Annotated in this window: 15 protein-coding genes; 9 read left to right on the forward strand and 6 right to left on the reverse strand. The window is 60.1% G+C overall.

The annotated features are described in order from the left end of the window. Window positions 1-11: 11 nt before the first annotated feature. From BM413_RS30805 to BM413_RS30825, 5 genes are all read right to left on the reverse strand, one after another. Window positions 12-785 carry a DUF899 domain-containing protein gene (locus BM413_RS30805; RefSeq protein WP_175544507.1) on the reverse strand — a complete coding sequence of 258 codons (774 nt, stop codon included), beginning with the start codon at window positions 783-785 and terminating at the stop codon, window positions 12-14. 82 nt (window positions 786-867) lie between these two features. Continuing rightward, a complete protein-coding gene (locus BM413_RS30810; RefSeq protein WP_091918661.1) occupies window positions 868-1,350 on the reverse strand; it encodes an SRPBCC family protein in 483 nt (160 codons plus the stop codon). Further along, the gene (locus tag BM413_RS30815) at window positions 1,347-1,676 is read right to left on the reverse strand and encodes an ArsR/SmtB family transcription factor (protein ID WP_091918662.1); all 330 of its coding nucleotides are present in this window, start codon (window positions 1,674-1,676) and stop codon (window positions 1,347-1,349) included. The genes BM413_RS30810 and BM413_RS30815 overlap by 4 nt, the downstream gene beginning before the upstream one ends. A gap of 103 nt (window positions 1,677-1,779) precedes the next feature. Beyond that, a complete protein-coding gene (locus BM413_RS30820) occupies window positions 1,780-2,451 on the reverse strand; it encodes a MarR family winged helix-turn-helix transcriptional regulator (RefSeq protein ID WP_091918663.1) in 672 nt (223 codons plus the stop codon). After that, a complete protein-coding gene (locus BM413_RS30825; protein WP_175544508.1) occupies window positions 2,387-3,745 on the reverse strand; it encodes an MmgE/PrpD family protein in 1,359 nt (452 codons plus the stop codon). Before BM413_RS30825 ends, BM413_RS30820 begins: the two co-directional genes overlap by 65 nt. A gap of 433 nt (window positions 3,746-4,178) precedes the next feature. Here BM413_RS30825 and BM413_RS30830 point away from each other — a divergent pair, with 433 nt between their 5' ends. From BM413_RS30830 to BM413_RS30870, 9 genes are all read left to right on the forward strand, one after another. Beyond that, a complete protein-coding gene (locus BM413_RS30830) occupies window positions 4,179-5,612 on the forward strand; it encodes a M20/M25/M40 family metallo-hydrolase (RefSeq protein ID WP_091918665.1) in 1,434 nt (477 codons plus the stop codon). A gap of 104 nt (window positions 5,613-5,716) precedes the next feature. Then, window positions 5,717-6,166, forward strand: coding sequence for a tripartite tricarboxylate transporter TctB family protein (locus tag BM413_RS30835; protein ID WP_175544509.1), 450 nt, complete (start codon window positions 5,717-5,719; stop codon window positions 6,164-6,166). Beyond that, window positions 6,166-7,692 (forward strand): tripartite tricarboxylate transporter permease, encoded by a 1,527-nt coding sequence (locus BM413_RS30840; RefSeq protein ID WP_091918667.1) that lies wholly within the window; start codon window positions 6,166-6,168, stop codon window positions 7,690-7,692. Before BM413_RS30835 ends, BM413_RS30840 begins: the two co-directional genes overlap by 1 nt. 68 nt (window positions 7,693-7,760) lie before the next feature. Continuing rightward, on the forward strand, window positions 7,761-8,714 hold the full coding sequence (locus BM413_RS30845) for a Bug family tripartite tricarboxylate transporter substrate binding protein (RefSeq protein WP_175544510.1): 954 nt from the start codon (window positions 7,761-7,763) through the stop codon (window positions 8,712-8,714). 78 nt (window positions 8,715-8,792) lie between these two features. After that, window positions 8,793-9,548, forward strand: a complete 756-nt coding sequence (locus BM413_RS30850) for an SDR family NAD(P)-dependent oxidoreductase (protein WP_091918669.1) — start codon at window positions 8,793-8,795, stop codon at window positions 9,546-9,548. 64 nt (window positions 9,549-9,612) lie between these two features. Further along, a complete protein-coding gene (locus tag BM413_RS30855; protein WP_091918670.1) occupies window positions 9,613-10,032 on the forward strand; it encodes an organic hydroperoxide resistance protein in 420 nt (139 codons plus the stop codon). Between the two features lie 21 nt (window positions 10,033-10,053). Beyond that, a complete protein-coding gene (locus BM413_RS30860) occupies window positions 10,054-10,782 on the forward strand; it encodes an aspartate/glutamate racemase family protein (protein WP_091918671.1) in 729 nt (242 codons plus the stop codon). Window positions 10,783-10,792: 10 nt separating this feature from the next. Beyond that, window positions 10,793-11,752 (forward strand): Bug family tripartite tricarboxylate transporter substrate binding protein, encoded by a 960-nt coding sequence (locus BM413_RS30865; protein WP_091918672.1) that lies wholly within the window; start codon window positions 10,793-10,795, stop codon window positions 11,750-11,752. 66 nt (window positions 11,753-11,818) lie between these two features. Further along, the gene (locus BM413_RS30870; protein WP_091918673.1) at window positions 11,819-13,531 is read left to right on the forward strand and encodes a M28 family peptidase; all 1,713 of its coding nucleotides are present in this window, start codon (window positions 11,819-11,821) and stop codon (window positions 13,529-13,531) included. Window positions 13,532-13,574: 43 nt separating this feature from the next. On the opposite strand, the gene BM413_RS30875 is transcribed toward BM413_RS30870, so the two are convergent. Then, the gene (locus BM413_RS30875) at window positions 13,575-14,480 is read right to left on the reverse strand and encodes a LysR family transcriptional regulator (protein WP_091918674.1); all 906 of its coding nucleotides are present in this window, start codon (window positions 14,478-14,480) and stop codon (window positions 13,575-13,577) included. Between the last annotated feature and the right edge of the window lie 91 nt (window positions 14,481-14,571).

Genomic DNA, 14,571 nt, shown 5'->3' on the forward strand with positions numbered 1-14,571 from the left:
GAAAACTTCGCTCAGCCCTTTTCGTACTCGTCGTGGCGCCGCCACCAGACGCCCTGTTCGTTGCGCCCTTTGGGTGCGCGGTCGAGCCACTGGTACGTGCCCCATAGGCCATCCAGTCCGCGCGCATAGGCGGAATAGGTGTGGTAGACGACACCGTCCTCGTGCACGAACGCGCTTAGGCCCGGTCTCTCTCGTGTGTATGTGGCAGTGTCGGTTCCGGACATGGTCGCGAAGATAGTGGCGCCGTCCGGCGTCGTACGCGAGGGTATCACGGCGACAGGCAACGGCGCCTCGCGCTCATAGTTGTATTCGATACCGCCTTCGCTCTGCTGCTCCTCGGTGAACCAGACATTGAAATCGGCGTTGAAGTCGCTGCTGAACGAGGATGCCCAGGGAAACGTCCAGCCCATCCGCCGCTTATAGACCTGCAGCTTTGCGAGCGGCGCCCGCGATACAGCCCAAAACGCGACGTCGTGGTTTTCCAGGTGGACGAAGACACCATTGAATCCATCCGCAATCGCGGAACAGGAAGGGCACCCCGCCTTGTAGTCCGGTCCGAACATGAAGTGGTACATGAGAAGCTGCGAGCGTCCTTTGAAGAGGTCTGCCAGCGTGGCATTCCCTTCATCGGTCTCGAAGCTGTATTGCTTGTCGATCCGAACCCAAGGCAGTTCCTGCCGCTGCTGCGCCAGCGTGTCACTGTGCCGCGTCAGCTCCTTTTCCTCCTTGAGCAGTGCTACCCGGGCCTTCAGCCACTGGTCTCGCGAAACGACTTGATGCGGCATGGTCAACCTCCTCTTGTCGAGATGCCTCTTTCCAGTTCGATCCCCTCGCCAATCTCCAATGCGGTCAGGTCTTCGATATGCGTCAGTGCAGCTTTTTCGGAGAAACCTGTTCTGCGGCCATGACATCCAGCCTTTGGAAGCACTTGGGCCAGCCTTGGCTCATATTGTTGAAAGCCGTGTCATTCTTCGGCGTGACGAAGCCGGAGTGGACAAGGCGAAGGCGGGTTCCGTTGTCGACCCTGGACAGGATAAATGTGACGACCGTGTCCAGCCGCGAACCATATCCGACGTTTCCGTCATCTCCGCCTTTCCAGGCGTAGGCGAGGCGCTCGTTCGGCACCACCTCCAGCACCTGGCAGCGAATGACACCATCCCACCTGCCTGCCGGCGTCGTCTGAAACGTGAAGTGCTTGCCCTGCACGGGCTCGAACCCCGTCGGCTCCATCATCCAGCGGGCGATCAGATCGCCGGTTGTCAGCGCTTTCCAGATGGTCTGCGGAGCATGCGGAAAGACCTCGTCGACCACGATCTCTTGCGTGCCGGATTTCAATGCAGCGTCGTTCATGGATCGATTTCCTTCAGCAATTCTCGGAGATCTGCAAAGCGCTCGCGCCAGAAGACGCCGTAGTGGCTCATCCAGTCGGCCAGCGGCGCGAGGCCCTCCGGCTGGGCGCGATAATAGACGTTCCGGCCCTCGGGTCGCTCTGCGACCAGACCGGCCTGCTTCAAGGATTTGAGATGCTGGGAGACGGCGCCTTGTGTCACCCCACTCCCCCGCGTCAGTTCGACCACGGTAATCTCGTCGGACTTGACGACCCGCTCGAACACAGCGCGCCGCGTTGGATCGGCGAGTGCGCGCATGACAGCGTTGATGGCAGCGGCTTCGGTCATGAAAAGAGATTAGTATACACTAATTGATTAGTCAATCCTAATCAGTTTCATCATCTCAAGGGTCGAGTCCGCGCATTACCGCAGACCCCAAACCGGCCAGATATCAGGATTCCAGCTCACCACCCAGGTCGCGCGCGGACATGTTGTCCGCGGCTAGATTCTCGGTCATTTTGTCGATGACCTTCTTGAAAGTGGAGATATCCTCGCCTGACAGTCCGCGAAGGGCAATGGCGTCGATCTCCATGTGGATGTCCCTGACCTGCTCGTAAAGGCGCCTGGCCGGGACGGTAAGATAGATATTGATCTTGCGAATGTCCTGCTTGTTTCGGACCCGAACGATAAGTCCGCTGTTCTCCATCTTCTTCAGCGTGTCGGTGGTCGTGCCCTCGACGAGCTGGGCCGCCTTTGCCAGTTCACGCTGGGTAACACCGTCCTTTTCCCACAGGCAGCGCAGATAGGTCGACATTGCGACCGTCAGCTCCTTGTCGGCTATGCGGTTTTGCAAGGCTATCAGCAATTCGCGATGGGCGCTCCTCGTGACGAGATTCAGCGAGCGGAAGTGGGGAGTCTGCGTGTTATCGATGGGGCTGCCGCCTTCCAGAGACGGCGCCTGCGCGCTGCGTTCGGCCAGCGTTTTGGCCGTACGTCGAAGCTCTTTCGCCATTAAACCTTCTATCCCTCCACTCATTTTTCGCTTCATGTCCGAAGCGTCATGCCGGGCGCGTGCACGCCAAGACGGCGATCTCGCGCGCGCTGCGCCGCTGCGCAACAGCATCTATGATCTTGCCGGCCCTTTCGTCACCGATCACGGGTCCGACCAGCTTGCCGAATTTATCGGCAAGCATACGCCACAGCTTTGCGTCATCACGCTCCAGGCTATCTGCCCGCGCTTCTTCCGTCACAGCACGACCGCTGCGATCTCTCAGCGTAACGCTTGTTTCCCACTCGGGTATATCGTCTGAAGCCCGCACTTCGGTCATCGCCATCAATCGGCGTATCACCGGTAGATCGATCGAGTGTTCGCTGTAGGCTGCGATCGATGAGGTGTCGATCCCGGCAAGACCAGCAGCCACCGCAAACGGCAGGCTGAGCTTCGCTTCGGCACCCGATCGCGGCGTATGAATTCGGCAAAGGCGCTTCACACCCGGCGACACCACGACGTCAATTGCTGAAAGCGCGTCGCTGTCGAAGCTCGGTCGTGCAGCATGTGCGGCGGACGCCGCGATAGCGGCCTGGGCGCCACCACAGGCCGCATGGAATTTGAACATGATATCCAGCATTTCATAATGCGCATTCTGGTCGCCAATCGTGTCATCCCAGATCGGTGCCTGGGTTCGGCTTTGCGCGTAACCGCTGCGGCACTCGATGACGCTCGGATTGGCCGAAGCACCGAACTGGGCCAGGTCGGCACAGCGGACACCCGATGCCGCCGCGGCCCCAATCTGCACGAGGCCTGCGCTATACATGCCGTTGCAATGGAGACCGCTGGCCATCGCACCAGCCAGGCCCAGCGCCGTGTGGATGTGGTCTTCCGGCATCCCGGCAGCGATACAGGCAGCCGCGGCAGCACCGAATACGCCTGTCTGGCTCGCCGGTGTAAAGCCGTGTTGATACGCCTCGTAACCCAGCATGCGACCGAGCCTGCAGGTAATCTCCACACCCCCGATAACCGCGGCGAGCAAATCGCTGCCATCGCAACCCGAACGCTCGGCGGCAGCAAAGGCGGCGGCTATCGGCGCAGCGGACGGATGACCATACATGCGCAGGTAGGTATCGTCATAATCGTGCAGGTGCGCGGCCGATCCATTGATCAACGCCGCGATTTCAGCGCCTCCCGGCTCCCCTGTTCCCAGCAACGAGGCCTCGGGCGCTCCACCGCATTTGCGCGCGTACTCCAGAAGCGGCCTTTGAAAGGGATCGGCGTTTCCTGCAATGACGCAGCCCAGCCAATCGAGAAGACATCGCTGGCCTGCCGCAACCACCTTCGGATCGAGCGAGTTGAGGCGTATGCCGCCGGCAAACCCCGCCAGCAAAGCTGTAATCGGGGGCACGTGGTCCTGTGGTGCCATCATGAACTTCCCTGGCCGATTGGAGGCAACCTCCAATCCTGAAACGATTCCATACGATTTTCTTATGAAGCATAATCGATAGCGCATCTTCAACAGAAATATGGGCTATTTTTGCCATTTACGGCAGTTGATAACACTTCATAACCGAAGCATTCTTCAAATTATGTCGATCGTGGATGTCGGATCCGAGGGGCCAGCCGAGGCCAATATGCCCTCATTGGAGACGCGGATATTTCAATAGGAAGTCGCTTGTCGTTCGCGATCTGGCGGCTGTGTCGTTGCTCAAGAAGAACGCCAGTCGGCAGCCTGAAACAGGCGCCGACAGCGTGCGGTATTGCGCCGAAAAGACGGTGCGGCAGTGTGAACGATCGCGAGATCAAGACGAGACTAAAAACAGGACGAGCCAGTGCAGTCAGTTGGGAGAATGCAGCAAATGGATGCCAGCCGAGACGGTGCGATCAATCAGGCACGTCATATCTTCGACAGCGGACTATTCGTGGAACGTCTGGCGCAAATGGTCGAGGTGCCTACAGAAAGCCATCCGCCGCTGCACCAGGCCGACCTGTACCGTTATTGTCACGAAGTGATTGCGCCGATGATCGGCGAAATGGGCTTTTCCAGCAAGATTTATGACAACTCGCGCAAAGAGCACGGTCCGTTCCTTATCGGAACGCGCATTGAAGATCCGGCGCTTCCTACGCTCCTGATATATGGGCACGGCGACGTCGTCCGGGCGATGCCGGAGCGGTGGCGCGAGGGACTTGATCCCTACAAGCTCACCGTCGAAGCCGACAAGATCTATGGACGCGGCACCGTCGACAACAAGGGACAACACCTGATCGCCATCCTGGCCCTGAAGGCGGTTCTGTCCGAACGAGGCCGGCTCGGCTTCAACACCAAAATCTTCATAGAAACGGGAGAGGAGGCAGGCTCTCCAGGCATCAGCGAATTCATCAACACGCACCGCGACGAATGCGCCGCCGACGTCTTCATCGCACTAGATGGCCCACGACAGAGCCGCGCTGTCCCCGACATTCAACTCGGCACACGCGGCGGTATCGCCATGGATCTCATCGTCGACTTGCGGGAAGGAAGCCATCACTCAGGCCATTGGGGTGGATTGCTCGCTGATCCAGCCATCGCCCTGGCACATGCCCTTTCCTCGATCGTCAGCCGCGATGGCCGTATTCTGGTCGAGGGCTGGCGCCCGGCCAACGTGCCTGAAAGCGTAAAGGCAGCCAGCCGCGCGGTGGTGTCGGAAATCCTGCCAGGCGCACCGGTCCCCGACGACTACTGGGGCGAGCCCGGCCTTACCAATGCGGAGCGCATTTATGCGTGGAACAGCGCCATCATCCTGGCGATGGTTTCGGGCCAGCCCGAGTCGCCGGTGAACGCCGTTGCCGGCTTCGCACGATCGCGCCTTCAGCTGCGCCACACTGTGGACACCGACCCGGCCACCGTCATTCCTGCTCTGAAAAGCCATCTGGTCGAAAAGGGCTTTCCTGAGGTCAAGGTCGAGGCAGTCGTCGAGCGCGACTGGTTTCCACCGTCGCGAACCGATCCAGACCATCCCTGGGTGCAGTTCGTCGCAGCCTCGATGCAGAAGACCATCGGGCGGAAGCCAAACATTATTCCGACCGTTGGAGCTTCGGGCCCTTCGGAATTCTTCAAGTCCGTGCTCGACGTACCGATCATGTGGATTCCGAACTCCTATGGGGGCTGCGGCCAGCACGGACCAAACGAACACGGTCTTGGTTCGCAGTTTCGGGAAGGGCTCGAACTGATGGCAGGCGTTTTCTGGGACAGCGGGGAACTCGATGCACCGCGCCGGAAAACATCGATCGCCGCTGAAAATCTATCAGTCTAATCTAGCAAAAATTACAATAAAAATAAAAAACGGGAACAACACAAGAGAATAAAAAATCTTCAAGGCATAAACTTGAAGATTTGTCGAAAATGGGGGTTCGAAATATGCTTTCACGTGACTATCGAGATATTATTACTGGCGGATCTTTGTTCGCCATGGGTTTATTCGTGGCTATCTACAGTCTTTCCCATTACCCGCTGGGCAAGATGACACGGATGGGACCCGGCATGTTTCCGACCGGCCTGGGATTGCTGCTGGCGGGCTTTGGCGCCGTCATAGCAATCTCGGCCCTCTGGCGTGGCGGCACCTGGCCCGAGGTTGATGTGCGCGCAGCCGTCGCGGTCATCGCCAGTGTCGCCAGCTTCGCTATTTTCATCGACCGCATTGGCATGGTCCCGACGGTGGCGATCATGTCGGCACTCGCGGTTGCCGGTGACAAGAACGGCACGGTCAAACGCGCGGCCAGCCTGGCGATAGGCCTCAATCTGCTGGCAGTCCCCATCTTCATCTACGGTCTTGATCTGCCGATCGCTCTTGCGAAGTGGTCCTTCTGATGGACGCGATCAGCCCACTCTACACCAACGTCCTCCTCGGCCTCAGCACGGCGCTGGCACCGCAGAATCTGTTCTACTGCTTTGTCGGCGTCGTGGTCGGCATGCTGGTCGGCGTGCTGCCAGGCATCGGCGCGATGGCAGCGATCTCGATGCTGTTTCCGCTCACATTCTACCTGGACCCGACGGCGGCCATCATCATGCTGGCCGGTATCTATTACGGCACCGCCTATGGCGGGTCGACTACATCTATCCTGCTCAATATTCCCGGCGAGCCCTCATCGGCCGTGACTGCCTTCGACGGTTATCCAATGGCTCAGAAAGGCCGGGCCGGTGCTGCGCTGATGGTCACCACGCTGGCATCCTTTATCGGCGGCAGCGTCGGCATCATCTTCATGATGCTGTTCTCGCCGATAATCGTGAGCTACGCGCTCCAGTTCGGCGCATGGGAATATTTTGCGCTGATGGTTCTCGGCCTGGTCGCCGCATCGGCCGTTTCGGAAGCCAGTGTCTTCAAGAGCCTCGCGATGGTGGTTTTTGGCATTATCTTCGGAACGGTCGGCATCGACATCTACACCGGGGTCTACCGGTTTGATTTCGGCAGCATCCACCTGCGCGACGGCATCAGCCTGGAAGCCTTCGCGATGGGACTCTTCGGCGTCTCCGAAGTCATCGCCAGCATACGCACCGTCAGTGTCGAAGGTGCACAGATCCGCAAGGTCACATTTCGTTCCATGATCCTCACGCGCAACGAGGTGAAGCGCTCCGCCATGCCAGTCGTCCGCGGGACACTGATCGGAAGCGTCCTCGGTGCCCTACCCGGTACGGGCGCAACGATCGCCTCCTTCCTCTCCTACGCTGTTGAGCGCCGCGTTTCGCGCCGCCCTGACGAGTTCGGCAAAGGTGCGATCGAGGGCGTCGCCTCGCCTGAGGCAGCCAACAACGCCGCAGGCCAGACAGCCTTCATCCCGACGATGGCCTTGGGCATTCCCGGCACGGCGACCATGGCGATCATGCTCAGTGCGCTCGTGATCCAGGGCATTACGCCCGGTCCGATGCTGATGGCAGAGCGCCCCGACATATTCTGGGGTCTCATCATGAGCTTCTGGGTTGGAAACGTGATGCTACTGGCGCTGAACATCCCGCTGATCGGCGTATGGGTCAGCATGCTCCGGATACCCTACGGTATTCTCTACCCGGCCGTGCTGCTGTTCGTCTGCATCGGTGTCTACAGCGTGAAGAATAGCAGCTTCGATGTCTGGGCCGTGCTGTTCTTTGGCGTGGTCGGCTATCTGATGCGCCTCGGTGGACTGCCACTGGCGCCGATGGTCCTGGGCATTGTCCTTGGACCTATGATGGAAGAGCACTTTCGACGTGGGATGCTGCTCAGCCGCGGCGACTTCATGGATGTCTTCACGCGACCGATCAGCGGCGCAGTCATGGCCGCCACGCTCGCCCTGCTGCTCTGGGGGCTCTGGCGCAACCTGAAAAAGAAAACCGGCGTAGTGCCGATCACGGAAGTCGACTGACTCGCCGAGAAATTGGCGACGGATTCTCGAATTATCCTAACGTGAGGAAAATCATGAAAAACATGCTTATGGCTCTTGCCAGCGTGGTGGCCGTACTGACCTGCTCCACAGCCGGCGCGCAGACTGCCTTTCCGACCAAACCCATTACCCTTATCGTAACATCCGACGCCGGTGGCCCGGTGGACAGCATAGCGAGGCTGCTGCGCGAGGGCATGTCCACGGAACTGGGGCAGCCCGTCATCGTCGAGAACCGATCCTCCGGCGGCGGGACGGTAGCGGCAGCGGAGGTCGCGCACGCCGCGCCCGACGGTTACACCTTGATCATCGCGGCCGGCAGCACCATCGTCTACACCCCGCTGATGTCGAAGGTCGATTTCGACACGATAAAGGACTTCGAGGCCGTCACGCTGGTCGCGACCCTTGCTCCTGTCCTCGTCGTCAATAAGGAACTCCCGGTCAAAACCATGGCTGACTTCGTCGCGTTGGCGAAGTCTCGTCCTGGCGAACTCACCTATGCTTCCGCCGGCAGCGGCAGCGCTAGTCACCTCGCTGCAGAGTTGATGAAAAATCTCGCCGGCATTGATGTGCTGCATATTCCATATGCGGGCGCGGCGAAGGCTGCCAACGCACTGCTGGCCAACGAAGTCGATGCCTTCTTCTCCGGTCCGCTGAACGCCCTGCCCTACATGAAGTCCGGACAGTTCAAGGCTTTGATGGTGACCGATACCAAGAGGCAACCGATGCTGCCCGATGTGCCGTCGGCACCGGAGGCCGGCCTGCCCGATCTGGAGGTAGTCGGCATCTTCGGAATCCTGGCGCCGAAGGGAACCCCGAAGGAGATCCTCGAACAGATCCATGCAGCGGCGGTTGCAACGCTCGAAATGCCCGCCGTCAAAACGCAAATGGCCAATTTGGGCTACACCGTGCCGGCGAGCGGCCCCGATGAATTCGGCTCCTACCTCCGCGACCAGATCACCTTCTGGGGACCGACGATCAAGAAACTCGGCATTTCGCTCGAATAGCAAAACGCGCCGGCCGGTCGTTCGCGATAGGCCGGTCACGCAACCGCGGTCAGACACGCATTTCAGGAAAGACGAACAATGAATCTCGATTTTACTGCCAGCAAAGTCATAGTCGTTGGCGCGGCAGGGGCGATCGGCCAAGCCATATCTCTCGAATTTGCCCGCAGCGGTGCCACGGTACTTGCCTGCGACATAGCGTCGGAAGCACTGGCCTCCCTGCAGGAGGCGGCTGCCAACCTTAGCGGCGAGATTTCCGTGGCGACGTGCGATGTCACCGACGAAGACGCGGTGAACAATCTGGTTTCCGGGTTCGGCGATGTGGACGTGCTCGCCTATGTCGCCGGTGGACTGCATGGAGCAGTCTCGACACCTTTGGAGAAGGTGACGACGGCAAGCTGGCAAGCCGTTGTCGACATCAACCTGCTGGGCGCTTTCTTCTTTTGCCGAGCAGTGACGGAAGGAATGAAGCGCGCCGGCAAGGGACGGATCATCGTCATTTCAAGCGGCGCTGGGCTCAGGCCGTCGTTGACCGGCATTCAGAGCTACTGCGCGTCCAAGCATGGGGTGGTTGGTTTCATAAAGCAGATCGGGCTGGAACTGGGACCCTTCGGCATTACTGCGAATTCGGTGGCGCCAGGCTTCATCCTCACCGGACCGGACTCCCGCCGGCAGTGGGAGAACTGGGACGCCGAGGTCCAGGAAAACTTCCGCAGCAAGCTGGCAGGCCAAAGGCTTGGCCTGCCCGAGGACATTGCAAACGCCACGCTGTTCTTTGCCTCGGCGCAAGCCGCCTGGGTGACGGGACAGACGCTTCTGGTCAGCGGGCAGCCATGACAACCACTCCGGCAACTGCCGGAGTCTTCAATCAAATAGCAACGTATGGAAACGGGGAATTGAAGTGCAAAGCGTAATCGTAAAAGAACTCTACACGGCTGAAGTCCGCACGACGGGTGGCCGGGCTGGCCATACCACATCGAGCGACGGTATCCTGGATCTCGATCTCGCTCGTCCCGGCAGCAGTCGTGGCACCAATCCGGAGCAGCTTTTGGCTGCGGGCTGGTCGGCGTGCTTCCAAAGCGCGCTTGCCCATGCCGGACGCACGCGTGGCATCGATACATCCGCCTCGGTGGTGACAGCCAAGGTCACGCTCGGCAACGAGGCTGACGGGGGCTACGCGCTGAAGGCGTCGTTGCGCATTCAAATTCCCGGAATTGAACTCGATATCGCCCAGGAACTCGTCGAAGAGGCGCACCGCACCTGTCCCTATTCCAAGGCGACCCGCGGCAACATCGACGCCAGCGTCGAAGCCATATCCTGAACCGCAGAAGAGGAACAAACCATGCGCATAGCAGCCATAAGCCCAAGCGCCGACGACGGACTTCCCGAAGAAGAGATGGTCCGCCGGCAAAAAAGACTCGAATCCTACATGTCGCCCGGAACCGAGTTCGAGCAGCTCTACATTGCCGGAAACAGCATCTTCAACGAGAAATTCTCCTGGAAGCACGGCCTCGATGTGATGGATCGGACCGCCGCGCTGGCGATCAAGGCGGCAGAAACGCGGCCGGACGTGATCATGATCCAGGGCGGCATCGAGCCCGGCGTGAAGGCCGCACGCGAGAAGATCAAGGACATACCGATCGTGAGCACAGGTCAGTCGACCTACAATGCCGCGTTCCAGCTCGGCGAGCAGGTCGGCTACAAGCTCGGGCTCATCGTCTATGAAGACCCGGTCATTGAACCGATCATGGACCAGGCGCGCTATTACCGCGCCGACTGGATGGTGACCGATTGCAGGTCGATCGGTATCCCGACCAATGAGCTCTACCCTCGCCGTCCGGAGGTTCGAGAACGCGTCATCGCCGTCGCCAAGGACCTGGTACGGGACGGCGCGACGATGATCTTTCCGCAGGGCTTGTCCATGTGCCCGGCAACAATTGGAGAGGATGAACTGTCAGCCGAAATCGGCGTGCCGGTGCTCAACGGGCTGAAGATCCTGGTTCGCACCGCCGAGATGATGGGCTCGCTTCGTATGCTCAGCCACGCCGCACAGACATCCCCTCTCCGCTAGGACGCCTCAGATGAAAAAGTCATTGCTTGCAGCCTTCGTCTTGTCTTTGCTCGCGCTCCCTGCCGCGGCGCAGAACTATCCAACAAAACCGGTGACCGTGATCTCGACATCGTCTGCCGGTTCGCCCGGTGACACCGTCATCCGGGTGATGCGCGAGGCGATGATGGCCTCGCTAGGCCAGCCGCTGGTGATCGAAAACCGGGACAGCGCCGGCGGAACGGTGGCCGTGACATCGGTGATCGATGCCGCGCCGGACGGCTATACGCTCCTTTCGACCGGCGCCGGCCCGATCGTCTACAATCCGTTCCTGATGGCGAGCGTGACCTACAAGGTCGACGACCTGAAGCCCGTCGTACTGCTGACAAAGCTGCCTACGGTCCTGATCGTCAATTCGAAGCTGGGCGTGAAGACATTCCAGGAACTGGTCGCACTGGCCAAGAGCAAGCCAGGTGAATTGAGAGTGGGTTCCGCGGGCAACGGCACGCCCACGCATCTGGCTGCCGAGATGATGATGCAGGTAACCGGAACGGAAGTACTGCACATCCCCTACCGCGGTACGCCCGCTGCCGCGACCGCGGTGCTTTCCAATGAAGTCGACATGGTGTTCAGCTCCTACGGCAACGTGGCCCAGTATATTTCAGGGGGCGAAGTCGTACCGTTGGTCGTCAACGACACCGCACCGGTCAAGGCGATGCCTCAACTCCCCACGGCGGCAGACGTCGGGTACCCGAACTTCATCGTCAACGGCTGGTTCGGCCTTTTCGTGCCGAAAGATACGCCGGACGATACCGTCGCCAAGATCGCGGCGGCGGCGGCCGCAGCCGCCGGCGACGAGAAAGTCGTCGAAACCCTCGAGAAGCTCGGCTTTACAGTCGCGTCGACGACGCCGGACGAGTTCAAAGCGTTCGTGAAGGACGACATCGACCGCTGGGGGGCCGTCATCAAGGCCGCGGGCATCGAACCGCAGTAACCCCACCACCGGGCCGTCCACAGACAAGGTCCGGTTCGACCGCAACGCAGCTTGAACGAGATCGCAATGACACTTCACCACAGCTCTCCCTCCGATTCCGTGAGCGTCACCGCCCTGATGGACTATGTCCGGGAGTTGGCGCGGTGGGAGAAATACTCAGGCACTGCCGACGAACGAACCAGCCTCGCCTATGTCGAGGAGTTCATGCAGTCATGCGGCTTTGCAACGCATGTGGTGGAGCACGACGCCTATATAAGCCTGCCGGTTTCGGCTGAGGTGACGTTTGGCGATACAAGCTTCAAGTCCATCACCCACTCCTTCAGCCGGCAAAGCCCAGCTGAAGGAGTGACAGCTCAACTCGTCTATGTCGGGTCGTCTCACGACTATGCCGGCAAGGATGTGCGCGGCAAGATCGTCCTGGTCGACGGCATTGCCAATCCTGTTGCCTCATATGCCGCTTCACGCGCCGGTGCGCTCGGCCAGCTGCATGTCAGCCCCCATGAAATCCTGCATGAAATGTGCGTGTCGCCGGTCTGGGGCAATCCGGCACCCGACACCCTTGCCAACCTGCCCTCCACGGTCATCTGCTCCATACTACGCTCCGACGGCGACCGGTTGAAAGCCGCGCTTGGCGTTGGGACGGTGACGGTAACGCTGCGCAACACGGTCGATACCGGCTGGCGCAAGACGCCTATCCTGATTGCCGACATGGCGTCTCCCAAGGGTGATACCGACGAGCCCTACCTGCTTTTTTCCGGGCATCACGACACCTGGTATTTCGGCGTGATGGACAACGGCGCGGCGAACGCAACCATGATGGAGGTTGCAAGGCTCTGTGCAAAGCGGCAGCCGAACTGGGTTCGGGGATTGCGCGTTGCCTTCTGGTCCGGCCATTCGCACGGGCGATATTCAGGATCGACCTGGTATGCAGACAATCACTGGCAAGACCTCGAAAAGCGCTGTGTCGCGCATGTCAACGTGGACTCGACGGGAGGGCTTAACAGTCTGAACCTGGAGGAAGCCGAATCGATGTCAGTGCTGCGACCGCTGGCCGCCGAGGCGATCGCGCTGGAAAGCGGCGTCAAGATTGCAGGCCGGCGCATGGCCCGGGCTGGCGACCAGTCGTTCGGCGGTATAGGCCTGCCGGCGATGTTCATGGGATTCAGCCAGCAGTCGACCGGTAGGGATACATGGGTCGTGGACGGCCAGGAGCTTACCTTCAAGCGTGGGCAGCCCGGCCCTTTCGGATGGTGGTGGCATACGCCTGAAGATACGATCGACAAGATAGACCCGGAGCTGCTGGCGCGGGACACGCGGGTTTATGTGACGGTTCTCAATCGTCTTCTGGAACAGCCGGTGCTGCCGCTCGATTTTGAGGCCTGGGCCGCGGAGTTCTTGCAATTCGTCGATGGCCTGACGGGCGGACTGGCCGGCCGATTTGACCTCGACCCGCTGATCCAGCATGGGCAACGTCTCAAACAGGCAGCTCAAGCCATTGCAGGCAGCGCGCCCGGACTGGAAGACAGGATAAACCTTGCCTTGATGAAAGCGAGCCGCGCGCTGCTTCCCATCGAGTACACTACGGGCGACCGCTTTGCCCATGACCCTGCGCTCCAGCAGCCGGCCTATCCGGTGTTGAAACCGCTGGTCGATCTGGCCGGCCTCCCGGATGGCGATCCGGCACATTTCACGAAGGTAGCGGCCACGCGGGCGCGCAACCGCGTTGTGAAAGCGCTTGACGACGCCATTGAGGCCATCGAAGCCGTCCAGTGCGACTGACGTGGTGATGCTGGCGCCACCGGAGTGGCTGGAGATCGTCTGGCTACGCCTCGGTCAGTTTGGGACGCAGCGCTTCCTCAAAATCGCTGACGATGGCCTTGATCAGGCGTTCCGTGATCCTGTCCTTCTGCCACAATGCTGTCATCGCCACGGGGGACGGCACCCAGTCAGGCAGGACGGGAACGAGGGCACCTGTTGCCATGGCGTCCTCGATCAGGAACCGGGGCAGATTGGCGATGCCAAGACCGGCGCAGGCGGCGTCGGCAAGAATGGTCTGGCGATTTGCAGCAAAGCCGATCCTGGGGCGCACGGTTGTTTGCTCCCCCTGGCCATTTTTCAGATCCCATTCGACCAGATCGCGGCGGATCGCGAGGGCCGGCAGCGTCTCCAGGTCTTGCGGACTGTTCAGGTCGGGGTGTTCGGAGAGGAAGGCCGGGCTCGCGACCAAGGCACGCGGGAGATCGGCGATTTTCCTGAACATGAGTTCGGAGTCCGCAACCGGTCCCATGCGAACGATGAGATCGTATCCTTCCTCGATGAGTGAAACCCTGCGATCCGCCAGCGTTATCTCTATCGTGACATCGGGATATCTAGTCTTGAAGCCGATCAGAGCAGGAGCAAGAACCGCGGTCGCCATGTCCGGGGGAAGCGACAGGCGAACTGCCCCCGACAGCGCGACGCGATCATCCTGAACCTCGGCAACAGCCTGTTCAGCCAGCATGAAGGCTGTCTTGCCTCGTTCGAAGAGTTGCTGCCCTTGTTCGGTCAGCACCACGCCTTTTCTTGTCCGGCGCGCAAGCCGGACATTGAGGGTTTCTTCCAGCGCCGATAACCGGCGCGAGAGGGTGGCCTTTGGGATACCCGTGGCGCGTTCGGCCGAGGCCAGTCCGCCGGCCTGGACGATGCGGATGAACAGTGCGAGCCCGTCGAAATCACCAAATGTCTTCATGTTTCATTTATGGAACGTGATGACGACAAATATCAAGTCTCCTCAACACCTCGTTCCATCCGTATCTTCCACAACGAGCAATCAAGCTCGT

The organism is Mesorhizobium sp. YR577 (assembly GCF_900116595.1).
GTDB lineage: Bacteria > Pseudomonadota > Alphaproteobacteria > Rhizobiales > Rhizobiaceae > Mesorhizobium_M.

Bases quoted from the DNA above. Each gene is read 5' to 3' on its own strand.
- BM413_RS30860 (WP_091918671.1), top strand. From the start codon at position 10,054: ATGCGCATAGCAGCCATAAGCCCAAGCGCCGACGACGGACTTCCCGAA.
- BM413_RS30865 (WP_091918672.1), top strand. From the start codon at position 10,793: ATGAAAAAGTCATTGCTTGCAGCCTTCGTCTTGTCTTTGCTCGCGCTC.
- BM413_RS30805 (WP_175544507.1), bottom strand. From the start codon at position 785: ATGCCGCATCAAGTCGTTTCGCGAGACCAGTGGCTGAAGGCCCGGGTA.
- BM413_RS30830 (WP_091918665.1), top strand. From the start codon at position 4,179: ATGGATGCCAGCCGAGACGGTGCGATCAATCAGGCACGTCATATCTTC.
- BM413_RS30815 (WP_091918662.1), bottom strand. From the start codon at position 1,676: ATGACCGAAGCCGCTGCCATCAACGCTGTCATGCGCGCACTCGCCGAT.
- BM413_RS30850 (WP_091918669.1), top strand. From the start codon at position 8,793: ATGAATCTCGATTTTACTGCCAGCAAAGTCATAGTCGTTGGCGCGGCA.
- BM413_RS30870 (WP_091918673.1), top strand. From the start codon at position 11,819: ATGACACTTCACCACAGCTCTCCCTCCGATTCCGTGAGCGTCACCGCC.
- BM413_RS30875 (WP_091918674.1), bottom strand. From the start codon at position 14,480: ATGAAGACATTTGGTGATTTCGACGGGCTCGCACTGTTCATCCGCATC.
- BM413_RS30820 (WP_091918663.1), bottom strand. From the start codon at position 2,451: ATGCTGTTGCGCAGCGGCGCAGCGCGCGCGAGATCGCCGTCTTGGCGT.
- BM413_RS30810 (WP_091918661.1), bottom strand. From the start codon at position 1,350: ATGAACGACGCTGCATTGAAATCCGGCACGCAAGAGATCGTGGTCGAC.
- BM413_RS30825 (WP_175544508.1), bottom strand. From the start codon at position 3,745: ATGGCACCACAGGACCACGTGCCCCCGATTACAGCTTTGCTGGCGGGG.
- BM413_RS30840 (WP_091918667.1), top strand. From the start codon at position 6,166: ATGGACGCGATCAGCCCACTCTACACCAACGTCCTCCTCGGCCTCAGC.
- BM413_RS30845 (WP_175544510.1), top strand. From the start codon at position 7,761: ATGGCTCTTGCCAGCGTGGTGGCCGTACTGACCTGCTCCACAGCCGGC.
- BM413_RS30835 (WP_175544509.1), top strand. From the start codon at position 5,717: ATGCTTTCACGTGACTATCGAGATATTATTACTGGCGGATCTTTGTTC.